Below are 21,575 nucleotides of genomic sequence, written 5' to 3' on the forward strand. Positions count from 1 at the left end.
TGCGCCCTCTCCCCGCGAGGACGTCATCACGATTGCAGGATGGCCGGATCAGAACGCCTCGTAGCGGATGGCGCTGCCGTCATCGCCGCGCATGGTGAAACCGACCCAGCGTCCCGCGGCATCATAGAGCGCGGCCATGTCGCCCTCCGGCCAGCGCCACCGCATCAGCGCCCCGAGCTGGTCGCGCCGGGGGGCGCCGTCCAGCATGCGGCCGGTATGGGCGTTGAACAGGGGCCGCCCCATGCGGCCGGGTTCCCACCAGGACAGTGGCGCGGCCTCCGCCGGCAGCCGCAGCGCGCCCTCCGGCCCCTCGCCGGCGAGGCCCTCCGCCGTGGCCACCAGCCGCAGCCGCGTCTCCCGGCCATTCCGCAGCGTCCGGGAGGCGAAGCCCAGCAGGCGTTCGCCCTGCCAGCGCTCGGAATAGTCATGCGCGTGGCGGTAGACGGTGATGCCGAGCATCGTCACCGCGAGGGCGACCTCGGTCCGGATGGTGCCGTCCGGCTCGGCGCGGACGAGATGCGTGCCGATCTCGCTGTCGCCCCGCAGGACCCGGAAGCGGTAGCCCGCCGGCGGGATGGCGGCGCGGGCGGAAAGGCCGGGCAGCGCCAGCAGGGCCGCCAGAAGGCCCCGCCGGCCCACCGATCCGCCGCTCATCCGTCGCCCTGTCGCCATGCTTCGCCCCTCGTTCCCGCGGACAGAGATGGGACCGCCAGCGGAAAGCGGAAGCCTGTCCTCCGTCCCCCCCGAGACAGACGGGCCGTGCCGTGCCAAACTGGCCGCATGCGGCAATTGCTCCTGCTGCGGCATGCGAAGTCGTCCTGGGACGATCCAAGCCTGCCGGACCACGCCCGGCCCCTGAACACGCGGGGCAGACGCGCCGCCACCATCATGGCCGGCGTGATGCGCGAACTCGGCCTGGCGCCGGACATCGTGCTCGTCTCCTCCGCGCGGCGCACGCTGCAGACGCTCGAGGCCCTCTCGCCGCTGCCGGACAGCCCGCTGGTCGAGCCGATGGACGATCTCTACCTGGCGCCCTGGCCCCGGCTGATGGAGACCCTGCGGGAGGCACCGGAGACGGCGCGCAGCCTGCTGCTGATCGGCCACAATCCCGGCCTGCACGACCTGGCACTGGCCCTGGCGGGTCCGGCCGGCATGGCGGGCAAGGCTCCCGGCACGCAGCGGCTGGCGGGAGGATATCCGACCGGCGCGCTGGCGGAGTTCGCCATCGCCGCGCCCTGGCGGCTGCTGGAGGCGGGCGGCGGGCGGCTCGTGCGCTTCGTCGCTCCCAACGACCTTCCAGAGATGGCGGGATGACCAGCGATCCGGCGCCGGCGCCCGCCTCCCCCCCGGCCCAGCCCTCCCTGACCCTGGAGGCCACGCTGCCGGCCGGGCAGGCGGCGGCCTTGTGGCGGCACCCCGCCCTGGCCGGGCTGCGGCGCCCCCGCACCGTGCCGGAGGAATGGCTCTGGCTGGACAGTGCCGAGGGCCGGCTGGCGGAGGCCGGCCTGGCCTTGCGCGCCAGCCTCCGGGGCCCGCGGGACCTCTGCCCCCTCATGCCGCCGGAAGGCCCCTCGGCCCCCGGCCTGAGTGCCGGTGCCCCCCACCCCCTCCCCGCCGAGGCCGTGCCGGATGCGCTGGAGGGCGCGATCCTCCTGCCCCGCGCCAGCTATGCCGGGCGCACCGGGCGCGGCAGCCTGGGCGGCATCGCCCTGCGGTTCCGCCAGGGCCGGCTGCGCGCCGCGACCGCCACCGCGCCCGAGGCGCCCTTCTGCGGCGTGACCTTCTCCGGGCCGGCGCCGGCGGTGCTGGACCTCGTCGAGGCCCTGGCCGAAACGCTCCCGCTGCTGCCGGCGGGCGCCAGTCTGGACGAGCAGGCCTTCGCCCTCGCCCGGGGCGGCCCGGCCCGGCCGCGACGGCGCGGCGCGCCGGATCTGGGCGCGGTGGAGACCGTCGAGGCCGCCCTGCCGCTCGCCATCGGCCATCTGGCCGAGGCCATCCTGGCGCAGGCGCCGCTCTGCCGCCCCGATCTCGGGCCGGAGGGGGTGCATCAGTCGCGCGTCGCCGCCCGCCGGCTGCGCTCCTGCCTGAAGACCTTCCGGCCCCTGCTGGACGGGCCCGAATTGCGCGCGCTCGACACCGCCCTGCGCGACTTCGCCCGCGCGCTCGGCGACGCGCGGGAGATGGACGTGTTCCTGCGTGGCCTGGCCTCGGATCTGTCCCGGGCGGTGGGCCAGGATCGCCGCTGGGCCCGCCTGCTGCGCGTGGCCGAGGGCCGCCGCCTGGACGCCTATGCCAGGCTGCGGACGATGCTGGAGGACGCGCCCTTCCGGCGGATGATGTGGCAGGCCACGCGTCTCGCCCTGCTGCCGCCCTGGAGCGATGCCGCGCCGGCACGGCCGTTGCGGCCGGAGGCGCGCCACCTGCTGCACCGGCGCCGCCGGAAGATGATCCGGCGCGCCCGCCACATCGACACCCTGTCCGACACCGAGCTGCATGAGTTGCGGCTGGAGGCCAAGCGCCTGCGCTACACCGCGGAGCTCTTCGCCCCGCTCTGGCCCGGCAAGGCGGCGCGCCGCTTCCTCAAGCGGCTCTCGGAACTCCAGGAGGCGCTGGGCCTGTCGAATGACAGCGTGACGGCACGGCATCTGATCGCCGGGCTGGCCGAGGGCGGCGGTGCTTCGGCCTGGGCCGGCGGCCTGGCGGAGGGCTGGGCCCTGGCCGCGGCCCGCGACAGCCGGGCGGCGGCGCTGGAGGCCTGGCGCCGCTTCGAGCGGCAGGACACTTTCTGGCAGGGCGGCTAAACACGACCACGCCTGCGTGTGGCGCTTGAAACAGCGCCTATCGGTGGTTTAACGATTCCTCCCGTGCCCCGTCGCCGCCGCCTCTTCCGACCCGCCCGTCAGCCCCGGCGCTGGCGCGGCGCGCTACTCGCCTGCGGGGGCGCCCTGGCCATGCTCGTGCTGGCCGGACTTGGCCTGCCCGCCCATCTCCTGGGATCCGCGCCCCGCGAGCAGCAGTGGCAGGCCACGGCGGCCCGGCTGCGGATCGTCGATGGCGACACGTTGCTCCTCGGCGACCGTGCCCTCCGGCTGCGGGGCGTGCTCTCGCCGGCCCGGGGCGAAAGCTGCGGCACGGCCGCCGGTATCGGCTTCGATTGCGGCGCCGCGGCCGCCGAGGCCCTCGCCCGCCTGCTGCGCGGCCGCGACGTGTCGTGCCAGGTGCGGGGCGGCGACCGTTTCGGGCGGGCGCTGGGTGTCTGCCAGGCCGGCGGCGCTGAGGCCAACGCGACGCTGATCGCCGCCGGCTGGGCCCTGGCGGCGGACGGGGCCGACACCCGGCTGGTCGCGGCGGAGGCGGCGGCGCGGCAGGCGCGGCTCGGCCTCTGGTCCCACCTGCCCGGCGCGCCCAGGGCCTGGCGCGAGCGGCCCTGACGACGGCCCTCGGGCGGCCCGGCGGCCCTTCGCCGGCGGAGGGCCGCCTCCCGCCCGGCGAGGGCCTGCGATACCCGCGACAAGGCCCCCGGCCGGATGGACAATCCGGCACCACGACGCCTAATGTCGCAACGCACCATCGACGCCGCCGGCCGGTCCGGCGCGCCCCCCGATATGAGGAAGACGCCATGAGCAGCACGGCCAAAGGGTCCGTCACCGTCGCGCTGGACGGATCCAACAAGTCCGCCACCCTGCCGCTGATCCAGGGCTCGATCGGCCCGGACGTTTTCGATATCCGCAAGCTCTACAGTGAACTGGGCGTCTTCACCTTCGACCCGGGCTATGGCGGAACCGCCGCCTGCGAGAGCAAGATCACCTACATCGACGGCGACGAGGGCGTGCTGCTGTATCGCGGCTACCCCATCGAGCAGCTCGCCGAGAAGTCGAACTTCCTCGAGGTCTCCTACCTGCTGCTGAACGGCGAGCTGCCGACGGCGCAGCAGCTGAAGGACTTCGACCGTGGCGTGACGCTGCACACCATGGTGCACGAGCAGCTGCGGCGCTTCTTCGACGGCTTCCGCCGCGACGCCCACCCGATGGCGATCCTCTGTGGCGTGGTCGGCGCCCTCTCCGCCTTCTACCACGACAGCCTGGACATCAACGATCCGGCGCAGCGCGAGATCAGCGCCTTCCGCCTGATCGCCAAGGTGCCGACCATCGCCGCCTGGGCCTACAAGTACTCGATCGGCCAGCCCTTCATGTATCCGAGGAACGATCTCTCCTACGCGGAGAACTTCCTCTACATGCTGAACGCCGTGCCGGCCGAGGAATGGAAGCCGAACCCGATCCTCAGCCGCGCGATGGACCGCATCCTGGTCCTGCACGCCGATCACGAGCAGAACGCCTCCACCTCCACCGTCCGGCTGGCGGGCTCGACCGGCGCCAATCCCTTCGCCTGCGTCGCCGCCGGCATCGCCGCGCTCTGGGGCCCCGCGCATGGCGGCGCCAACGAGGCGGTGCTCAAGATGCTGGGCGAGATCGGCAGCGTCGAGAACATCCCGGACTTCATCGAGAAGGTGAAGGACAAGAATTCCGGCGTGAAGCTGATGGGCTTCGGCCATCGCGTGTACAAGAACTTCGACCCGCGCGCGAAGATCATGCAGGCGACCTGCCATGAGGTCCTGGCCGAGCTTGGCATCAAGGACGAGCCGCTGCTGGATCTCGCCATGGCGCTGGAGAAGATCGCGCTGGAAGACGACTATTTCGTCTCCCGCAAGCTCTATCCGAACGTCGATTTCTATTCGGGCATCATCCTGAAGGCGATGGGCATCCCCACCCACATGTTCACCGTCCTCTTCGCGGTGGCGCGCACCGTGGGCTGGGTGAGCCAGTGGAAGGAGATGATCGAGGATCCGGCGCAGCGCATCGGCCGGCCGCGGCAGATCTACACCGGCCCCGCGCAGCGCGACGTCGTGTCGGTCGAACAGCGCGGCTGAACCCGCGGATGCGGCATCCCGCCGCCCGCCTTCGCCCATGACCAGAATAAGCCCGCCCGGCAGCGCCGTGGCGGGCTTTTTCGTGCCGCAGGACAACATGAAGTAGAATATCAAGAACTTGTGGCAAACCATTGTCCCGCCGCGCGCCACGGGAAGTATCATTGAAGTACTGGGTCTGCCGCCAGCCTCTGGAGGCGGAACTCCCTGAGACCTTTTCTCCCGGGATCTCTTTATTTTTGATGAATTTACCTTGATCACAATACCGCGATTGGCTGATATACGCCTGTAGGTTGAAAATCTCGGGTGGAACTACTGAAATGGGCGATATGATGACGGCGGATCTCCAGCATCGCTCGCTGGATGACCTTGTGCGCCGACGCCTGCGCGGCTGGCCCCAGAAGCCGCCAGGAGCTTTGGATTCGCTGAAGCAAAAGGGCATCTGGATGCGGGCCCGTCCCGGCGAGCCTGACACGGTGACGCATCCCTTCCTGCGCCTGCCCGGCTCCAATCGCCTTCGTACGGTGCCGGATGGGTTGTGGCTGCACTTCAGCCCCGATCCGGCGGATGCCTATGTCGACATCCTTTGCATCGAGGCCTGCTCCACCTTGCAGAATCTGCTGGACAAGCGCTCGCGCTTTGCGCCGTCCACCACGTCCCTGCTGGCCGTCTGCCCGGTGGCCTGGCTGACCGCGCCTTTGCAGGCGGACGATCCGCTGCCGCGCTGGCGCCGCATCAAGCTGTTGCGCCAGGCGCCCGAGGAGCCGCTGGTGCTGCCGGTACGCGATGTGCGGGTGCTCTATGGCCTGAAGACGCGGCAGTATGACGGTTTCGCGCGCACGCAGATGCCACAGGCGCACGAGTACTTCTGCCCGATGGATGCGCTGACGGATGCCGATGGCGCCAGCAATCCCGCCATGCAGGCGCTGATCGCCCGGGCCTCCGGCGCGGCCAACTTCATGCGGCTGCCGTGAACGGCGGCCAGCGCCCCCGGCCCTGCCGCCGGGGAGGCGCCGACCCCGGTTCAGGCGGGGAGGTTGTTGCTACCCTCCAGCCCGATCCGGGCGGCCAGGGCCAGTTCCTCCACCACCTCGCGCAGGGATTCGGCGGGACGGGCCGGGACCGGGGCCGGGAGCCTCGTGCTGCCGTCATACTCGAACAGGATCTCGCTCGTCGGCAGGCGTTGCACCCGGCATTGGCGGCGGGAGAAAGCCAGTCCTTCGTCGCGGACCTGCCGCTCGTACTGGGCGCCCATGATGAAGGCGCCCTGGGGCGAACGGCGCCAGGCGCGCTCCAGCATGCCCAGCATCAGGTACCAGGACGCCCCCTGATTGACCGCGCCGGAACCGGCTTCCAGGAAATAGGTGTTGGCGCCGAAGTCGATGCCGGAGAAGCCGGCCAATCCGTTCTCCCCCGCGCGGGCGATGGCGATGAAGTTGCGCGGACCAAGGGCCGCGAGGCGCAGCAGGAAGCGCGGCAGGGTGCGCCGGAGCGTGAGGCCCAGAGCCTTGCGGCTGGAGAGCTGCGCCCGCAGGCCGTTCAGCGCGCCCCAGTCGGCCAGCGACGCCAGGCCATGCCGCAGGCTCACCGCCAGGTCGGGATGCGTCTCGCGGGCCCGCTTGGCGTTGCGCTTGGCATTGCTGCTGACCTCGCGCAGATAGCCGTCCCAATGCGGCCACTGGCGGAAGTCGACCACATCGAGGGTGATGGGCTCCACCTGCGTGATGACGACGCCGGGCAGCGCCTGCAGCAACGGCTCGCGCGGAGCCTCCAGATTCCACTGCGAGCCGTAATGGTATGCACCAGGGCCGAGATGCCGCAGGACCGCCTGCATGACCTCGCTCCAGCGTTGGGCATGGCCGGGCAGGAGCTGCAGGGAATCGGCGAAGACGCTCCGCCGCCGGCCGATCCCCACCGCGCATTGCGCGATCTTGGTCCGCCGCCCGTCCTCGACGAGCAGGATCTCCAGCCGGCGCAGGCGGAAGAGGCGATGATGATCCAGCTGCCAGGCCCACAGGGCATGCCAGGCGCAACGGAACGATGCTCCGCACGCCATGGCGAAGTCATCCCATTCGTCCGGAGAGATCCTGTCCTCGGAGACGTCCACGACTGGCGACATTGCATTTTCCCGGCTTTTGCTGGTGCTGACGAAGGACCGCACCACCTCCGCTAGAAGGTTATAGCCGCCGCCATGAGGCTCGGGATCATAATTTGGATTAATTCTTAATAATTAATCATTCCGATAAATACTCGATTTTCCGCTTCAAATGGCCGCCGCGGGTTCCCGATTGCTGAATAGTGAGCAATCTTCCGCCGCATCCAGTCCTCACCCCGGCGGCGACGAGGGGCCGGCGACGCGGCGGAGGTCGGCCTCGTCCAGCGTCTCCTTCTCCAGCAGCTGGCGCGCGCTGCGCTCGAGCACCTCCCGGCGCTCGCCCAGCAGGGCGAGGGTCTTCTCGAAGGCCTGCTGCACGATGCCGCGCACCTCCTCATCGACCGCCGCCGCCGTCTCGTCCGAGTAGTTCCGCTCGGTCCCGCCCATGCCGGGCAGGGTGGGGGCGAGGTAGGAGCGGCTGTCCTTCTCCAGCGAGACATGGCCGATGCGATCCGTCATGCCGTAGCGCGTCACCATCGAGCGGGCGATGTCGGTCACGCGCGCCAGGTCGTCGGCCGCGCCGGTGGAGAGGTGCCCGAAGACGATCCACTCCGCCGCCCGGCCACCGAGCAGCACCGCCATCTTCCCTTCCAGTTCCTCGCGCGTCATCAGGAAGCGGTCCTCAGTCGGGCGCTGGATGGTGTAGCCGAGGGCGCCGACGCCGCGCGGGATGATCGAGACCTTGTGCACCGGGTCGGAGCCCGGCACCGCCATGGCGACCAGGGCATGGCCCATCTCGTGATAGGCGACGATCTCCCGCTCGCGCGGGTTCAGCAGGCGGTTGCGCTTCTCGAGGCCGGCGATGATGCGCTCGACGGCGTTGTTGAAGTCCTGCATGGCGACCGCCTCGGCCTGCCTGCGCGTCGCCAGCAGCGCCGCCTCGTTGACCAGATTGGCGAGGTCGGCCCCGGTGAAACCGGGTGTCAGCGCGGCAATCTCCTCCGGCCTCACATCCGGCGCCAGTTGCACCTTGCGAAGATGCACCGCCAGGATGTCGATCCGCCCCTTCTTGTCCGGACGGTCCACCAGCACCTGCCGGTCGAAGCGCCCGGCGCGCAGCAGGGCCGGGTCCAGGATCTCCGGCCGGTTGGTCGCGCCGAGCAGAACCAGGCCAGTCGAGGAATCGAAGCCGTCCAGTTCCACCAGGAGCTGGTTCAGCGTCTGCTCCTTCTCGTCATTGCCGCCGCCGAAGCCGCCGACGCCGCGGGCACGGCCCATGGCGTCCAGCTCGTCGATGAAGATGATGGCCGGCGCCTTCTCCCGGGCCTGGGTGAAGAGATCGCGCACCCGGGCGGCGCCGACGCCCACGAACATCTCAACGAACTCGGAGCCCGAGATCGAGAAGAAGGGCACCCTCGCCTCTCCCGCCACGGCCTTGGCGAGCAGGGTCTTGCCGGTGCCGGGCGGCCCGACCAGCAGCACGCCCTTGGGCATCCGCCCGCCCAGGCGCCCGTATTCCTGGGGATTGCGCAGGAAGTCGACGATCTCGCGCAGCTCGTCCTTCGCCTCGTCCACCCCCGCCACATCCTCGAATCGGACGCGGGTGTCGGTCTCGACATAGACCTTGGCCTTGCTGCGGCCGACCTGCATCAGCCCGCCCATGCCGCGGCCCATGCGGCGCAACAGGAACATCCAGACGCCGATGAACAACGCCATGGGGATGATCCAGGAGAGCAGGTCGCGCAGGAAGGTGCTCTCCACCTGCCCGGTGAACTCGACATTGTAACGCTGCAGTTCCTGCGCGAAATCCGGGTCGACTCGGGTCGTGGTGAACCGTGTCTGCCCGCCCTCCAGCGGTTCCTTCAGCCGGCCCTGGATGAAGCGGTCCGAGATGCCGATCTGCGCCACCTTGCCGTCGCGCAGCAGCTGCTCGAACTGGCTGTAGGGAATCGGCGCCACCGCCTGCTGGGCGGCGATCACGTACTGGATGATGGCGATGCCCAGCAGGGCGGCCAGCCAGTAGCTGATATTGAACCGGGCCTGAGGCTTCATCCTGTCACCTTGCCGTTCCGCCGCCTGCCGCGGCTCCGGCGCGAGGATGCCGCGTCCGGCGCGGGCGCGAAAGCTCCCGGCCGGTCAGGAGCCGCCCAGCCGGGCCACGCCGCCCTGCGCCGTGAGGCCGAGGCAGGCGGGGTGCCCGCACTCCGTGGCGAGACGGGAGGTGTTCAGGAACCCCGGCAAGGGTTCCTCCAGATGCAGGACGCCGGCCAGGCGGCCGATCCCCGGCCAGTCCAACAGGGCGATGCCGGCCAGCATGGCGCCGGCGGCGCAGAACATGGTGAGGGTGTGCAGCCATTTTGGCGTCATCGGGAGGGTCCGCTTTCTGCTGGGCCCAGCCTAGGACGCGGCAGGTTTCGTCATGGTTAAGACCCGGGCTGCCGGGCCTCCAGGGCTGCCATGATGCATCGCAGCAACCAACCGGTCGCGGAACGGTTAGTCCTCCGCGAAAGGTTCGCGCCGGCACCGGCCAAACGGGGCCGATCACAGGCGCCGGGACATCATCATGCGCTACAGGTTGGGATGCGAGTTGGGCTACGAGGTCCAGGAGGCGGAAGGCGCGCCGCTGGTGTTCAATATCGAGGCGCAGCGCACCGCCCGCCAGGCGGTGGTGGAGGAGCGGCTGACGCTCTCGGCCGAGGCGCCGCAGGACCGCTTCCTGATGCCCGAGAGCGGCAACCGCTATCTGCGGGTTCAGGCCCCGCGCGGCCCCCTGACCCTCCGCTACGAGGCGGTGGTGGAGCTGGCGCCCGAGAGCGTCGACCCGGCGGCGGTGGGCGAGATGCCGGCCGCTCGCCTGCCCCTCGAGGTGCTGACCCACCTCTATCCGAGCCGCTACGTCGAATCGGACCTGCTGGAACCCTTCGCCCGGAAGGAGTTCGGCGCCCTGCCGCCCGGTCATCAGCGGGTGACGGCGATCTGCAACTGGGTCCGTGACCGGCTCGACTACGTGCCCGGCAGCAGCGACGAGCACACCTCGGCCCGCGACACGCTGCTGCAGCGCCAGGGGGTCTGCCGGGACTTCTCGCATCTCTCCATGGCGTTCTGCCGCGCCCTCGGCATTCCGGCGCGCTTCGTCAGCGCCTATGCCTGGCGGCTGTCGCCGCCGGATTTCCATGCCGTGATGGAGGCCTGGCTGGAAGGGCCGGAGGGCGGCGCCTGGTATCTCTTCGACGCCACCCGCATGGCGGCGCCGGACGGGCTGGTGCGCATCGGTATCGGGCGGGACGCCGCGGAGGTCGCCTTCTGCTCGCCCTATGGGTCGGTGGACTGCGGCAGCCCCAAGGTCTGGATCAGCGCCCTCGACCGATCCGACGACGCACCCTCGACCACCGCCGCGATCAGCCTCGCCTCCCTCTGAGGACGCGCCCGGGGCGCCCGACTTCACGCCCTGTTTTGATGACGGTCGGGACCGGCTGGTCTACTCCCCCGCGCATGAGCGAAATCGCGGGATATGCGGCGGCCACGCTGCTTTTCGGCACGTCGGTCGGGCTGATGGCCTGGGCCTGGTTTCTCTGAACCAGGCTCGCCTTCCCTTGCCGCCGCCCGGACCGCCCCGCTACGCCTTGCCGCCCTTCAGAACCGCGAAGGGATTGCGCCTCCGGGGTTCCTCCACCACGTCGTCGCCGACCTCCGGCAGGCTGGCGCCGGGCGCGCGCGGATAGGGGTCGAGGGCCAGGGAAAGCTGCTCCGCAAGCGCCTCGCCCAGTTCCATGACGCCATGCTCGGTGGGGATCTCGTCCGGCCCCTCCGCGTCATCCGCGGGCTCCCGCCCGGCGGGGAGGAAACGGAGGTCCACCTCATCCCGCACCAGCTCCCCGAAGGGCTCGAGCGTGATGACGCAGGTCTGCACCACCCGCGCCTCGAGGGTGCCGCGCGCCCGCACGGTGCCGCCAGGCTCATTGCTCAGGTCGAGCTCTGCGATTAGGGACTCGATGGCGGGAATGCCGAAGCGCAGCGCCAGGGCGGCGCATTCCGCGGGGGTGGCCTCCAGCCGCCGGTGCCGCCCCTCCGGGCCCACCGCCGCCCAGGGCAGGGAGCGGGGAAATTCCAGCCTGTTCTCGTCGCTCATGCCAGGGGGTCCTCCAGCCGGTGTCCGGGATCAGGAAAGCGCGCCTCCCCCTTCAACAAGGTTTCCATGGCCTGGCCTGCCAGGAGGGCATCCGTCTCGAGCGCGAGTGCGGCCAGCCGTGCCGGTCCCGGCGCCGTGGCCGGCACCGCGCCCCGCCAGACATTGCGGGCCAGCGCCTCGGCCAGGGCCGCGGCGTCGCCGGCGGCGAGCGGCGCCTCATAGGCCTGCGCGCGGCCATGGAAGGCTTCCCACATGTTCTTCACCCGCCGCGCGATGGACATGTCGCCCACGCCCATTTCCCGCAGGTTGAAATCCATGTCGGCGAACATGGCATCGAACACGGCCTGCGCCAGGGCCGCGCCGCGGGGGTCGCTGTCCCGGTGCAGGCGGCGGATCAGCAGGGCCGTCTGGAGGCCGATCAGGTCGAAGCGTCCGTCGAGAGTGTCCGGCACGCCCAGCGCCTCGAAGAAGACCGGATGCCGCGCCGCGCGCACGGCGGCGCCATAGAGCTCGAAGCCCTGCCGCTCATGAGGCTTGCGGCGGAACAGGCCGAACAGGGCCATGGTCGTGGCGTCTCCTCGGCCCCGCCGGGCGGCAGGCCGGTTGACCCCGGTGCGGGGCGGTGGCAATCGACCGTGCAGATGGACCGCAACCCAGCGCCGGTCAATGCGGCGCCGCCCGCCCGGAAGACGGGCGCACCTTCTGGCCGACAGGAATCGGGACACCCGTGAGCAGCAGCGACACCTTCCGCAGCAAGACGCCCAGCCGCGCCCCGCGCCGCCTGCCCGGCCTCGCCCTGGCGCTCAGCCTGACCCTGGCCGGCTGTTCCTTCTTCCAGGCGGCACCCGTGATGCGCGGCAACCGCGCCGACCCGGACCTGCTGGCGCAGCTTCAGCCGGGCGTGCAGACCCAGGCGGATGTCCAGGCGCTGCTGGGCTCGCCGAGCGCCACCGGCACCTTCGACCGCAACAGCTGGTACTACATCAGCTCGGTCACGCGGATGCGCCCGGCCAGCCATGACGGGCGCGAGCGGGAACGGGTGGTCGCCATCGACTTCAACGAGCAGGGCGTTATCCGCACCATCCGGCAGATGGGCGAGGACGACATGCGCGATGTCGGCATGGTGGAGCGCACCACACCGGTGCCCGGCACGGAACGCACGCTGCTGCAATCGCTCTTCGGCAATATCGGCCGCGTCGGCGCGGGCAACCTGGGCGCCGAGCAGGGCCCCGGCACCGGCCCGGGCCGCTGATCCACCATCGCCCGGCGGCCCGCCGCTGGCCGGGCCGCGGGTGCGATGCCCGCGCCGCAGTCCAGCACTGCGCGGGATGCAACTTGTCGGAAAAGGCGGCTTTCTGTCTTCTGGTGACATGTCAGAACCAGAAGAACACGCCTCACCGGCCACCATGCCGGGAGAGCGGAGGAACGTCACCCGCCTCGCCATAGCCCAGGCCCTGGCGGGGGCGAACGCCACGATCATCTTCGCCACCGGCGCGGTGATGGGGAACACGCTGGCGCCGGACAAGAGCCTCGCCACCCTGCCCATCACCCTCTTCGTGCTGGGCATGGCCAGCGGCACCATCCCTTCGGGGGCGCTGGCGAGCCGCTATGGCCGGCGGGCCAGCTTCCTCTTCGGCGCCGCCTGCGGCGTGCTGGTCGGCCTGCTCTCGGCCTATGCGGTGCTGATCGGCTCCTTCTGGCTGTTCTGCGGCGCCACCTTCTTCGGCGGCGCCTATGCCTCGGTCGCCATGAGCCTGCGTTTCGCCGCGGCTGATTGCGCGCCGCCGCAGCGCCGCGCCCGCGCCATTTCCCTGGTCATGGCGGGCGGGGTCTTCGCCGGCGTGCTGGGCCCGCAGCTCGTCACCCACACCATGGACCTCTGGCCGCCCTACCTCTTCGCCGTCACCTATCTCGCGCAGGCGGGGCTCGCCGTGCTCTGCGCCCTGGTGCTGATGAGCGTGCGCGTGCCCTCGCCGCGGATGTCGGGCGCCGCGCGCGGCCGGCCGCTCGCCGAGATCGCGCGGCAGCCGCGCTTCATCGCCGCCGTCGCCGCCGGCGCCGTCTCCTACCTGATCATGAACTTCCTGATGACCTCGGCGCCGCTGGCCATGCGGCTGTGCGGCCTGACGCAGGGGGATGCCAATCTCGGCCTGCAATGGCATGTCATCGCCATGTATGGGCCGGCCTTCTTCACCGGTGGCCTGATCGCCCGCTTCGGTGCCCCGCGCGTGGTGCTGGCCGGCCTGTTCCTCTCCGCCCTGGCGGCGGTGGCCGGGCTGAGCGGGCTCTCCGTCGGCCATTTCTGGCTCAGCCTGATCCTGCTTGGCCTCGGCTGGAACTTCGGCTTCGTCGGCGCCTCCACCATGGTGGTCGACAGCCACCGTCCGGAGGAACGGGCCAAGGTCCAGAGCCTGAACGATTTCCTGGTGTTCGGCGTGATGGTGGTGGGTTCGCTGGCCTCGGGCGGCCTGCTCAACCGGTACGGCTGGGCCATGGTCTGCTGGGTCTCGATCCCGCCCCTGCTGCTGGCCGCCGCGACGCTCTGGCTGGCCCGCGAGGCGCCGGCCCGCCGCCCCGCCTGAGGCGGCCGGCGCGGCTCCAGGGAGGCTGGCCGCTCAGAAGTGGCTCCAGCCGCCCTGCCCGAGCGGCAGGACGCCGCCATCCGCGCCCCGCACGACCACCCTGGCCTCCCCCGCCTGGAAGCGGCCGATGCGCGTGACGGCCGTGCCGGCGGCGGCCGCCGCCGCCAGGATGGCCGGCGCCGCCCCGGCCGGCGCGGCGAACAGCAGCTCGTAGTCGTCGCCCCCGGTCAGCAGGCGCGGCAGGAGCACGGCCTCCGCCGCCAGCAGCGCCGAGGCCTCCGGCGACAGCGGCACGGCGGCCGCCTCGATCGTCGCGCCGCAGCCCGCCGCCCGGCAGAGATGGCCGAGATCCTGCACCAGCCCGTCCGAGACATCCATCGCCGCGCTGGCCAGGCCGGCCAGGGACCGGCCAAGCGCCAGGCGCGGCCGCGGCAGCCTGTAGCGTCCGGCGAGGACGCCGCCGGGATCGGCGGGGAACTCCCCGCGCAGCACGCCGAGCCCCAGCGTCCCGTCGCCGATGCTGCCCGAGACCCAGATCTCCTGCCCCGGGGCCGCGCCCGTCCGGCGCAGGGCGCGCCCTGGCGCCACATGGCCCAGGATGGTCAGCGAGAGGCAGGCCGGGCCGGGGATGGAGACCGTATCGCCGCCGAGCAGCGAGAGGGCAAAGGTCTCCTGATCCTCCGCCAGCCCAGCGCAGAAGCCGGCCAGCCAGCCCTCCGGCAGCGCCTTCGGCAGCGCCAGGGTCATCAGGTAGCCGAGCGGCGCCGCGCCCATGGCGGCGAGGTCGGAGAGGTTGGTGCGCAGCAGCTTGCGCCCCAGCGTCGCGGGCGGATCGTCGGGCAGGTAGTGCACGCCCTCGACCATGGCATCGGCCGCCAGCACCAGCTCGCGCCCGGGCGGCGGCGCCAGCACGGCGGCATCGTCGAGGAGGTCGAGCGCCCCCGGCCCGGCCAGCGGCCGGAAATGCCGGGCGATGAGGGAGAATTCGGGCGGCAGGGTCATGCGGCCATTCTCGCCCCGCCGCCCCTCCGGGGAAAGACCCGTGCGGGCGGGGCCGGCGACCCCGCCCGCCGTCTCAGCGCTGGAACTCGCCGGCGCGCAGGTGCCGCGCCATGGCATCGAGCACGCCATTGGCGAAGCGCGGCTCCTCGCCGCTGAAGAAGCCGTGCGCGATGTCCATGTACTCGTTGATCACCACGCGCGCCGGCGGCTCGGCGCCGGAGGAGAGCTCGAAGGCGGCGGCGCGCAGCAGGGCGCGCAGCACGGGATCGAGCCGCGCCACCGTCCATTCGCCCGCCAGGTGCCCCGCGACGATGCCGTCCAGCGTCTCGCCCTGGCGGGCCACGCCGCGCACCAGCTGGGCGAAGAGCGGCACGTCGGCCAGCGGCACGCGGCCATCCTCGAAGCCTCCCGCATCGGGGCCGATGCGGTGGCGGATGAACTGGTCCAGCACCGTCTCGGCCGATTCGCCGCTCTGCTCGCTCTGGAACAGGGCCTGGATGGCGGCGACGCGCGAGCCGGTGCGCGGGCGCCCCTGGGTGGCGGGGCGCCGGCCGGCGGGGCGGGCCGTGGGGGGGGAGGCCGTCATCGCGTGTTCCACTTCCGCGCCAGGGCGATCTGGCCCAGCAGGGCCTGCGCCGCCTCGGCGCCCTTGTTGTGCCGGTCATCGGCGCTGCGCGCCTCGGCCTGGGCCAGGGTCTCGACCGTCAGGAGGCCGAAGCCGAGCGGCACCCCGGTCTCGCCGCCGATGTCCATCACGCCCTGGCACACGGCCTCGCAGATGAACTGATAGTGGTCGGTCTCGCCCTTCACCACGCAGCCATGCAGCAGATAGCCGTCCCAGCCGCCCTGGCGGATGGCCATGCGCAGCGCGGCGGGCAGTTCGAAGGAGCCGGCCACATCGACCACCTGCAGCGAGGCGGCGGCCTCGGCCAGCACCCGCTCGGCGCCGCGCCGCATGCCGGCGCAGACGCCGGCGTAATAGGGCGCCTGGATCAGCAGGATCCGCGGCGCCGGGCCGGGAATGACGGGGGTGGCGCGCTCCGGCGCGTCGACGGTGCTCATGGGACGCTGTCCTCGATGCGGCGGGTCTCGGCCACGGTCAGGCCATAGCCTTCGAGACCGACGATGGGCCGCGGATGGTTGGAGAGCAGGATCATCTCGCGGACGCCGAGATCGGCCAGGATCTGCGCGCCGATGCCATAGTCGCGCAGCTCCGGCGGCGCGGTGCGGTCGCGCCCGGCGCGGACGCGCTCCGAGATCGCCGTCGGCTTGACGTCGCGGATCATCACCACGACGCCCCGTCCGGCGGCGGCGATCTCGGCCATGGAGCGTTGCAGGTCATGCGGACCGGCGGTGCCGAGCAGGTCGGACAGCACGTTGACGGCATGCATGCGCACCAGAACCGGGCCGCCGCGCGCGACATCGCCCTTCACCAGCGCGATATGCTCGCCGTATTCGAGCTTGTTCGCATAGACGTGCAGACGCCACTCGCCCCGGCCGGAGGCGTCCGGCAGCACGCCCTCCTCGATCCGCGTCACCAGCCGCTCGGTGCGGCGGCGATGCGCGATCAGGTCGGCGATGGTGCCGAGCTTGAGGCCGTGATGCTGGGCGAAGCTGACCAGGTCCGGCAGCCGGGCCATGGTGCCGTCCTCGTTCATGATCTCGCAGATCACGCCCGAGGGGTTGAGCCCGGCCATGCGGGCGAAGTCCACCGCCGCCTCGGTATGGCCGGCGCGCACCAGCGTGCCGCCCTCGCGCGCGACCAGCGGGAAGACGTGCCCCGGCGTGACGATATCCTCCTGCCGCGATTCCGGGTTGATGGCGACGGCGACGGTGCGGGCGCGGTCGGCGGCGGAGATGCCGGTGGTGACCCCCTCCCGCGCCTCGATCGAGACGGTGAAGGCGGTCTGGTGCCGCGTGCCGTTGCTCTGCGCCATCAGCGGCAGGCCGAGCTGCTCGACCCGTGCCTTGGTCATGGCGAGACAGATCAGGCCGCGCGCGTGGCGGGCCATGAAGTTGATCGCATCCGGCGTGGCGAACTGGGCGGGGATGACGAGGTCGCCCTCGTTCTCGCGATCCTCGTCATCGACCAGGATGAACATGCGGCCGCGCCGGGCCTCCTCCAGCAGCTCCTCGGTCGGGCTGAGAAACTCCGCGTAGGAGGTCCGGTTGGTCAGGACGGTCATGCCTCGAACTCCGCCACATTGAACTGCCTGAGCCGCGCCACGTAGCGGGCCAGCATGTCGATCTCGATATTCACCGCATCTCCCGGCCGGCGGTCGCCCAGCGTGGTGACGGCGGCGGTGTGCGGGATCAGGTTGACGCCGAAGCGCGCGCCCTCGACCTCGTTGACGGTGAGGGAGACGCCCTCCACGGTCACGCTGCCCTTGGGCGCGACGAAGCGGGCCAGCTCCGGCGGCAACTGGAACAGGCATCGCAGCGAGCCGTTCTCCGGCGTGACGGAGAGCATCTCGGCCACGCCATCGACATGGCCGGAGACGACGTGGCCGCCCATCTCGTCGCCCATGCGCAGCGCCCGCTCCAGGTTGATCCGGCTGCCCTCGGCCCAGCTTCCGAGCGTGGTCCGCGACAGGGTCTCGCCCGAGACCTCGACGGTGAAACGGTCGGCCGCCAGCGCCACAACGGTCAGGCAGCAGCCCGAGCAGGCGATCGAGGCGCCGATCGCCGCCCCCTCCAGCCAGCCCCCCGGCGTCTCGATCAGGAGGCGCATGTCCTGGCCGGCGCCGATCGGCTCCAGGCCCGCGACGGTGCCGACGGCGGTGATGATGCCGGTGAACATTCAGGCCGCTCCCGCGCTGGTGAACTCGCTCAACAGATCCGGCCCCAGCTCCTCCAGGGCGATGCGGCGGTATCTGGGCATCTCGGCCAGCCGCGCCAATGGCAGCGCCTCCGCGGCCGGGCGGCCGTCGCCGCCCAGGATGGCGGGGGCGTGGAACCAGGCCAGCCGGTCCACCAGCCCGGCGCGCAGCAGGGCGGCGGCGAGGCCGGCGCCGCCCTCGGACAGCACGCGGGTCAGCCCCTGCGCCGCCAGGGCGCGCAGCAGGGCCGCGGCGTCGAGCCCCTCCCCCGCCCCGGCCGCCGGAACCTCCAGGATCGCGGCGCCCGCCTGACGCAGCGGCGCCAGCCGCGCCTCGTCATGGCCGGGCCGCGTGGCGATCCAGACCGGGGCGGGGTTGCGGAACAGCCGCGCCGAGGGGGCGAGCCGCAGCCGCGCATCGGCCACCACGCGCACCGTCGGCACCGGCGCGAAGCCCGGCAGGCGGCAGGTCAGATCGGGATCGTCGGCGAGCGCCGTGCCGCTGCCGACCAGCACCGCGTCGTGCCGGCCGCGCAGCGCATGGGCGGCGCGCCGCGCCGCCGGGCCGGTGATCCACTGGCTCTCGCCCGCCCGCGTGGCGATACGGCCATCCAGCGTCGTGGCGAGCTTCAGCGTCAGCAGCGGCAGTCCGCTCGCCAGGCGCTTCAGGAAACCGGCGTTCAGCGCCCGCGCCTCGGCCTCCAGCACCCCGGACGCGACGGCGATGCCGGCCTCGCGCAGCCGCCGCAGCCCGGCGCCATCAACGCGCGGGTCAGGGTCCTGCATGGCGACGACGACGCGCGCCACCCCGGCGGCGATCAGTGCATCGGCGCAGGGCGGGGTGCGGCCCCAGTGGCAGCAGGGCTCCAGCGTGACATAGGCGGTGGCGCCGCGCGCCGCCGCGCCGGCCCGGCGCAACGCCTCGGTCTCGGCATGCGGGCGGCCTCCCGGCGCGGTCCAGCCCCGGCCGACCACCACGCCCTCCTTCACGATGACGCAGCCGACGGCGGGATTCGGCCAGGTGTTGCCCAGGCCCCGGGCGGCGAGCGCCAGCGCGGCGCGCATCTGCGCCACGTCCTGCGCCGCGGATGGGGGCCCGGCGTGGCTCATGCCACCTGGGCGAGGGCGGGCAGCCGCTTCGCCATCATGGTGTGCGGCAGCGGCATGCCCGAGACCGCCTCGGCCCGCTGGCCGGCCGCCTGCATGACATAACCACGGCGGCGGAACAGGCCGAGGGCGCGCAGATGCCCGCTCGGCACCCGCACGCGCAACGTCGCCGCACCCTCCAGGGCCAGCAGCTCCTCCATCGCCGCCAGCAGGGTGGAGCCGACCCCCTGCCCCATGGCCTGCGGCGCCACCCAGAGGCCGGTCAGCCGCGCGACCGCGCCCGCATCGCCGCCCTCCGGCGGCTCCTCGGCCAGGGCGCAGCCCAGGGGCACATCGCCGATCTCGGCCACCAGCAACGGGCCGGTGGCGGAGAACAGGGCCGAGAAGCGGGCCGCGTCGATCTGGCCGCGCGCGCCGGCCGGCAGCAGCGCCGGCCCCTGGCTGAAGGCGGCGAAGGCCAGCGCGGCCAGGGCCGGGCGGTCGGCGATGCCCGCCATGCGGACCGGCGCGCGCGTCGCCGGGAACGGCGTGCCGGCCCCGGCGGCCAGCGCCGCGGGATGAAACAGCCTGACCATTGGCGGCTTAACCCTTCTTGTCGTCCAGCGAGCCCAGGAAGGCCTGGAAGTCCTTCGCCTCGCCGAAATTGCGATAGACCGAGGCGAAGCGCACATAGGCCACCTGGTCGAGTTCCTTGAGCGTGTCCATCACCATCTCGCCGATGGCGCGGCTGGTGATCTCGCTCTCGCCCTCCGCTTCCAGGCGGCGCTGGATGCCGTTGACAATCTTCTCCACCCGGTCCTCGTCCACGGGGCGCTTGCGCAGCGCGACCCGGATGGAGCGGGCGAGCTTGTCCCGGTCGAAGGGAGCGCGGCGCTGATCGGACTTCACCACCGTCAGCTCGCGCAGCGTCACGCGCTCGAAGGTGGTGAAGCGGGCACCGCAGGAGGGGCAGGAGCGGCGGCGCCGGATCGCCGCGCCGTCATCGGCCGGGCGGCTGTCCTTCACCTGCGTGTCCTCGCTGCCGCAGAAGGGACAGCGCATGGCCCGGCTCCCCGCCCCGCCCGCTCAGCCTCGGTAGATCGGGAAGCGCTCGCAGAGCGCGCGCACCTGCTCGCCCACCTCGCGCTCGATCGCGGTATTGCCCTCGGGATCGTTGCTGCGGGAGAGGCCCGTCAGCACCTTGCCGATCAGCCGGCCGATCTCGCGGAACTCCGCCTCGCCGAGGCCGCGCGTGGTGCCGGCCGGGCTGCCGAGGCGGATGCCGGAGGTGACCGCCGGCTTCTCGGGGTCGAAGGGGATGGCGTTCTTGTTGCAGGTCAGGTGGGCGCGGCCCAGCGCCGCCTCGGCCGCGCGGCCGGTCAGCGCCAGCGGGCGGAGATCGACCAGCATCAGGTGGTTGTCGGTGCCGCCGGTGACGATGCCGGCGCCCTGCGCCATCAGCTCCTCCGCCAGCGCCCGCGCATTGGCCACCACCGCCTTGGCATAGGCGCGGAAATCGGGGCGCAGCGCCTCGCCGAAGGCCACCGCCTTGGCGGCGACGACATGCTCCAGCGGCCCGCCCTGCAGCCCGGGAAAGACGGCGCTGTTCAGCTTCTTCGCCAGCGCCTCGTCATTGGTCAGGATCATGCCGCCACGGGGCCCGCGCAGCGTCTTGTGGGTGGTGGTGGTCACCACATGGGCATGCGGGAAGGGGCTGTCATGCGCGCCGCCGGCCACCAGGCCGGCGAAATGCGCCATGTCCACCATGAAGAGCGCGCCCACCTCGTCCGCGATCTGGCGGAAGCGGGCGAAATCCCAGGCGCGGGCATAGGCGGAGCCGCCGGCGACGATCAGCTTCGGCCGGCTTTCGCGCGCGATGCGCGCCACCTCCTCCATCTCGATGCGGCCGCTCTCGCGGTTCACCGTATAGGGGGCGACCTTGAACCACTTGCCCGAATAGTTGACGTGCGAGCCATGCGTCAGATGGCCGCCGGCGGCGAGGTCGAGGCCCATGAAGGTGTCGCCCGGCTGCATCAGGGCGAAGAACACCGCCATGTTCGCCTGGGCGCCGGAATGCGGCTGCACATTGGCGAAGCCGCAGCCGAACAGCCGCTTCGCGCGCTCGATGGCAAGGGTCTCGATCTCGTCGACGAACTCGCAGCCGCCATAGTAGCGGCGGCCGGGCAGGCCCTCGGCGTACTTGTTGGTGAGGATCGAGCCCTGGGCCTCCAGCACCGCGCGGGAGACGATGTTCTCGGAAGCGATCAGCTCGATCCCGTCCTGCTGGCGGGTCAGCTCACGCCCGATCAGCCCGGCGATCTCGGGATCGGCCTCGGCGAGCGGGGCGGCGAAGAAGCGGCTGGCGGCGGCGAGGTCGGTCATCGGCGTCAGGCCTCCTCGGCCCCGGGGGCGGCCAGGGAACTGGCCGGCTGAAGGGAGAGCTTGGCGACGCGGCGGTCGTGCCGGCCACCCTCATAGGCGGTGGTGAGAAAGGCCTGCAGCGCGTCGGCGACCACCTCGGGCCCCATGGTGCGGGCACCGAAGCAGGCGATGTTCGCGTTGTTGTGGGCGCGGGTCAGGCGCGCCTCGGTCGTGTCGTGCACCACCACGGCGCGGACCGAGGGGTGGCGGTTGGCGGCGATCGCCATGCCGATGCCGGTGCCGCAGACCAGCACGCCGAAGACGGCGCGGTTCTGGGCCACGGCCTCGGCCACCTGCCGGGCGAAGTCCGGATAGTCCACGCTGGCCTCACCCTGCGTGCCGAAATCCAGCACGGGATGACCCGCCGCCTCGAGCCGGGCGCGCAGGCTGTCCTTCAGGGCGACGCCGGCATGGTCGGCGCCGATGGCGATGGGGGTCTCGGCCGGATTCATGGCGGGCTCGTTACCACGGCTTGTTGAACAGGAAAACTCGCAACGCCCTGGCGCCGCTGCAACCCG

24 protein-coding genes are annotated in these 21,575 nt (G+C 72.0%); 8 read left to right on the top strand and 16 right to left on the bottom strand.

What is annotated here, in order from left to right; all coding sequences use genetic code 11:
• Nucleotides 1-48 precede the first annotated feature (48 nt).
• Nucleotides 49-672, bottom strand: a complete 624-nt coding sequence (locus tag ACF3NH_RS17440) for a DUF6134 family protein (protein ID WP_422924481.1) — start codon at nt 670-672, stop codon at nt 49-51.
• A 108-nt stretch (nt 673-780) separates the two neighbouring features.
• Between ACF3NH_RS17440 and ACF3NH_RS17445 the strand changes: the two genes are divergently transcribed.
• From ACF3NH_RS17445 to ACF3NH_RS17465, 5 genes are all read left to right on the top strand, one after another.
• Entirely contained in the window at nt 781-1,314 is a 534-nt protein-coding gene (locus ACF3NH_RS17445; RefSeq protein WP_198364673.1) for a SixA phosphatase family protein, read from the top strand.
• Nucleotides 1,311-2,801 carry a CYTH and CHAD domain-containing protein gene (locus tag ACF3NH_RS17450; protein WP_422924483.1) on the top strand — a complete coding sequence of 497 codons (1,491 nt, stop codon included), beginning with the start codon at nt 1,311-1,313 and terminating at the stop codon, nt 2,799-2,801. The genes ACF3NH_RS17445 and ACF3NH_RS17450 overlap by 4 nt, the downstream gene beginning before the upstream one ends.
• 63 nt (nt 2,802-2,864) lie before the next feature.
• On the top strand, nt 2,865-3,431 hold the full coding sequence (locus ACF3NH_RS17455; protein ID WP_422924485.1) for a thermonuclease family protein: 567 nt from the start codon (nt 2,865-2,867) through the stop codon (nt 3,429-3,431).
• A 188-nt stretch (nt 3,432-3,619) separates the two neighbouring features.
• Entirely contained in the window at nt 3,620-4,927 is a 1,308-nt protein-coding gene (gene gltA / locus ACF3NH_RS17460) for a citrate synthase (protein WP_198364670.1), read from the top strand.
• Nucleotides 4,928-5,217: 290 nt separating this feature from the next.
• The gene (locus ACF3NH_RS17465) at nt 5,218-5,898 is read left to right on the top strand and encodes a hypothetical protein (RefSeq protein ID WP_422924487.1); all 681 of its coding nucleotides are present in this window, start codon (nt 5,218-5,220) and stop codon (nt 5,896-5,898) included.
• Nucleotides 5,899-5,948: 50 nt separating this feature from the next.
• Here the strand turns inward: ACF3NH_RS17465 and ACF3NH_RS17470 are convergent, their stop codons facing one another.
• The 3 genes from ACF3NH_RS17470 to ACF3NH_RS17480 all read right to left on the bottom strand — a co-directional run bounded on the left by ACF3NH_RS17470 (nt 5,949) and on the right by ACF3NH_RS17480 (nt 9,386).
• Nucleotides 5,949-7,043: a hypothetical protein gene (locus tag ACF3NH_RS17470; protein ID WP_422924489.1), complete on the bottom strand. Its 1,095-nt coding sequence runs from the start codon at nt 7,041-7,043 to the stop codon at nt 5,949-5,951.
• Nucleotides 7,044-7,250: 207 nt separating this feature from the next.
• Nucleotides 7,251-9,071: an ATP-dependent zinc metalloprotease FtsH gene (ftsH, locus tag ACF3NH_RS17475; protein WP_422924491.1), complete on the bottom strand. Its 1,821-nt coding sequence runs from the start codon at nt 9,069-9,071 to the stop codon at nt 7,251-7,253.
• Between the two features lie 84 nt (nt 9,072-9,155).
• Complete coding sequence (locus ACF3NH_RS17480) at nt 9,156-9,386, bottom strand: hypothetical protein (RefSeq protein ID WP_198364666.1); 231 nt, start codon at nt 9,384-9,386, stop codon at nt 9,156-9,158.
• A gap of 196 nt (nt 9,387-9,582) precedes the next feature.
• On the opposite strand from ACF3NH_RS17480, the gene ACF3NH_RS17485 reads away from it, so the two are divergent.
• Nucleotides 9,583-10,437, top strand: coding sequence for a transglutaminase-like domain-containing protein (locus tag ACF3NH_RS17485; RefSeq protein WP_422924494.1), 855 nt, complete (start codon nt 9,583-9,585; stop codon nt 10,435-10,437).
• Nucleotides 10,438-10,635: 198 nt separating this feature from the next.
• On the opposite strand, the gene ACF3NH_RS17490 is transcribed toward ACF3NH_RS17485, so the two are convergent.
• Nucleotides 10,636-11,148 (bottom strand): YceD family protein, encoded by a 513-nt coding sequence (locus ACF3NH_RS17490; protein ID WP_422924496.1) that lies wholly within the window; start codon nt 11,146-11,148, stop codon nt 10,636-10,638.
• Nucleotides 11,145-11,711: a ubiquinol-cytochrome C chaperone family protein gene (locus ACF3NH_RS17495; RefSeq protein ID WP_198364663.1), complete on the bottom strand. Its 567-nt coding sequence runs from the start codon at nt 11,709-11,711 to the stop codon at nt 11,145-11,147. Before ACF3NH_RS17495 ends, ACF3NH_RS17490 begins: the two co-directional genes overlap by 4 nt.
• A 164-nt stretch (nt 11,712-11,875) precedes the next feature.
• Here ACF3NH_RS17495 and ACF3NH_RS17500 point away from each other — a divergent pair, with 164 nt between their 5' ends.
• Nucleotides 11,876-12,400 (top strand): outer membrane protein assembly factor BamE, encoded by a 525-nt coding sequence (locus ACF3NH_RS17500; protein ID WP_198364662.1) that lies wholly within the window; start codon nt 11,876-11,878, stop codon nt 12,398-12,400.
• A gap of 118 nt (nt 12,401-12,518) precedes the next feature.
• Nucleotides 12,519-13,730, top strand: a complete 1,212-nt coding sequence (locus tag ACF3NH_RS17505; RefSeq protein ID WP_422924499.1) for an MFS transporter — start codon at nt 12,519-12,521, stop codon at nt 13,728-13,730.
• 33 nt (nt 13,731-13,763) lie between these two features.
• Here the strand turns inward: ACF3NH_RS17505 and thiL are convergent, their stop codons facing one another.
• The 10 genes from thiL to rpiB form a co-directional block, all read right to left on the bottom strand.
• Complete coding sequence (gene thiL / locus ACF3NH_RS17510; protein WP_422924501.1) at nt 13,764-14,732, bottom strand: thiamine-phosphate kinase; 969 nt, start codon at nt 14,730-14,732, stop codon at nt 13,764-13,766.
• A gap of 73 nt (nt 14,733-14,805) precedes the next feature.
• On the bottom strand, nt 14,806-15,318 hold the full coding sequence (gene nusB, locus ACF3NH_RS17515) for a transcription antitermination factor NusB (RefSeq protein ID WP_198364659.1): 513 nt from the start codon (nt 15,316-15,318) through the stop codon (nt 14,806-14,808).
• Nucleotides 15,315-15,794, bottom strand: coding sequence for a 6,7-dimethyl-8-ribityllumazine synthase (ribH, locus tag ACF3NH_RS17520; protein WP_422924503.1), 480 nt, complete (start codon nt 15,792-15,794; stop codon nt 15,315-15,317). Before ribH ends, nusB begins: the two co-directional genes overlap by 4 nt.
• Nucleotides 15,791-16,918, bottom strand: a complete 1,128-nt coding sequence (gene ribB / locus ACF3NH_RS17525; protein ID WP_198364657.1) for a 3,4-dihydroxy-2-butanone-4-phosphate synthase — start codon at nt 16,916-16,918, stop codon at nt 15,791-15,793. The genes ribH and ribB overlap by 4 nt, the downstream gene beginning before the upstream one ends.
• The gene (locus ACF3NH_RS17530; RefSeq protein WP_422924506.1) at nt 16,915-17,532 is read right to left on the bottom strand and encodes a riboflavin synthase; all 618 of its coding nucleotides are present in this window, start codon (nt 17,530-17,532) and stop codon (nt 16,915-16,917) included. Before ACF3NH_RS17530 ends, ribB begins: the two co-directional genes overlap by 4 nt.
• Complete coding sequence (gene ribD, locus ACF3NH_RS17535; protein ID WP_232476800.1) at nt 17,533-18,660, bottom strand: bifunctional diaminohydroxyphosphoribosylaminopyrimidine deaminase/5-amino-6-(5-phosphoribosylamino)uracil reductase RibD; 1,128 nt, start codon at nt 18,658-18,660, stop codon at nt 17,533-17,535.
• Nucleotides 18,657-19,232 (bottom strand): GNAT family N-acetyltransferase, encoded by a 576-nt coding sequence (locus ACF3NH_RS17540; RefSeq protein WP_198364655.1) that lies wholly within the window; start codon nt 19,230-19,232, stop codon nt 18,657-18,659. The genes ribD and ACF3NH_RS17540 overlap by 4 nt, the downstream gene beginning before the upstream one ends.
• A 7-nt stretch (nt 19,233-19,239) precedes the next feature.
• Nucleotides 19,240-19,698, bottom strand: coding sequence for a transcriptional regulator NrdR (gene nrdR, locus ACF3NH_RS17545; protein WP_198364654.1), 459 nt, complete (start codon nt 19,696-19,698; stop codon nt 19,240-19,242).
• Between the two features lie 24 nt (nt 19,699-19,722).
• The gene (gene glyA / locus ACF3NH_RS17550) at nt 19,723-21,018 is read right to left on the bottom strand and encodes a serine hydroxymethyltransferase (protein WP_422924509.1); all 1,296 of its coding nucleotides are present in this window, start codon (nt 21,016-21,018) and stop codon (nt 19,723-19,725) included.
• Nucleotides 21,019-21,023: 5 nt separating this feature from the next.
• On the bottom strand, nt 21,024-21,509 hold the full coding sequence (gene rpiB, locus ACF3NH_RS17555) for a ribose 5-phosphate isomerase B (RefSeq protein ID WP_198364652.1): 486 nt from the start codon (nt 21,507-21,509) through the stop codon (nt 21,024-21,026).
• Nucleotides 21,510-21,575 lie beyond the last annotated feature (66 nt).

This window comes from Pseudoroseomonas sp. WGS1072, from assembly GCF_049340465.1.
Lineage (GTDB): Bacteria > Pseudomonadota > Alphaproteobacteria > Acetobacterales > Acetobacteraceae > Pseudoroseomonas.

Excerpts from the sequence above, each read along its gene's own strand:
- ACF3NH_RS17440 (WP_422924481.1), bottom strand. The coding sequence starts at position 672 with ATGGCGACAGGGCGACGGATGAGCGGCGGATCGGTGGGCCGGCGGGGC.
- ACF3NH_RS17445 (WP_198364673.1), top strand. The coding sequence starts at position 781 with ATGCGGCAATTGCTCCTGCTGCGGCATGCGAAGTCGTCCTGGGACGAT.
- ACF3NH_RS17450 (WP_422924483.1), top strand. The coding sequence starts at position 1,311 with ATGACCAGCGATCCGGCGCCGGCGCCCGCCTCCCCCCCGGCCCAGCCC.
- gltA (WP_198364670.1), top strand. The coding sequence starts at position 3,620 with ATGAGCAGCACGGCCAAAGGGTCCGTCACCGTCGCGCTGGACGGATCC.
- ACF3NH_RS17470 (WP_422924489.1), bottom strand. The coding sequence starts at position 7,043 with ATGTCGCCAGTCGTGGACGTCTCCGAGGACAGGATCTCTCCGGACGAA.
- ftsH (WP_422924491.1), bottom strand. The coding sequence starts at position 9,071 with ATGAAGCCTCAGGCCCGGTTCAATATCAGCTACTGGCTGGCCGCCCTG.
- ACF3NH_RS17480 (WP_198364666.1), bottom strand. The coding sequence starts at position 9,386 with ATGACGCCAAAATGGCTGCACACCCTCACCATGTTCTGCGCCGCCGGC.
- ACF3NH_RS17485 (WP_422924494.1), top strand. The coding sequence starts at position 9,583 with ATGCGCTACAGGTTGGGATGCGAGTTGGGCTACGAGGTCCAGGAGGCG.
- ACF3NH_RS17490 (WP_422924496.1), bottom strand. The coding sequence starts at position 11,148 with ATGAGCGACGAGAACAGGCTGGAATTTCCCCGCTCCCTGCCCTGGGCG.
- ACF3NH_RS17495 (WP_198364663.1), bottom strand. The coding sequence starts at position 11,711 with ATGGCCCTGTTCGGCCTGTTCCGCCGCAAGCCTCATGAGCGGCAGGGC.
- ACF3NH_RS17505 (WP_422924499.1), top strand. The coding sequence starts at position 12,519 with ATGTCAGAACCAGAAGAACACGCCTCACCGGCCACCATGCCGGGAGAG.
- thiL (WP_422924501.1), bottom strand. The coding sequence starts at position 14,732 with ATGACCCTGCCGCCCGAATTCTCCCTCATCGCCCGGCATTTCCGGCCG.
- nusB (WP_198364659.1), bottom strand. The coding sequence starts at position 15,318 with ATGACGGCCTCCCCCCCCACGGCCCGCCCCGCCGGCCGGCGCCCCGCC.
- ribH (WP_422924503.1), bottom strand. The coding sequence starts at position 15,794 with ATGAGCACCGTCGACGCGCCGGAGCGCGCCACCCCCGTCATTCCCGGC.
- ribB (WP_198364657.1), bottom strand. The coding sequence starts at position 16,918 with ATGACCGTCCTGACCAACCGGACCTCCTACGCGGAGTTTCTCAGCCCG.
- ACF3NH_RS17530 (WP_422924506.1), bottom strand. The coding sequence starts at position 17,532 with ATGTTCACCGGCATCATCACCGCCGTCGGCACCGTCGCGGGCCTGGAG.
- ribD (WP_232476800.1), bottom strand. The coding sequence starts at position 18,660 with ATGAGCCACGCCGGGCCCCCATCCGCGGCGCAGGACGTGGCGCAGATG.
- ACF3NH_RS17540 (WP_198364655.1), bottom strand. The coding sequence starts at position 19,232 with ATGGTCAGGCTGTTTCATCCCGCGGCGCTGGCCGCCGGGGCCGGCACG.
- nrdR (WP_198364654.1), bottom strand. The coding sequence starts at position 19,698 with ATGCGCTGTCCCTTCTGCGGCAGCGAGGACACGCAGGTGAAGGACAGC.
- glyA (WP_422924509.1), bottom strand. The coding sequence starts at position 21,018 with ATGACCGACCTCGCCGCCGCCAGCCGCTTCTTCGCCGCCCCGCTCGCC.
- rpiB (WP_198364652.1), bottom strand. The coding sequence starts at position 21,509 with ATGAATCCGGCCGAGACCCCCATCGCCATCGGCGCCGACCATGCCGGC.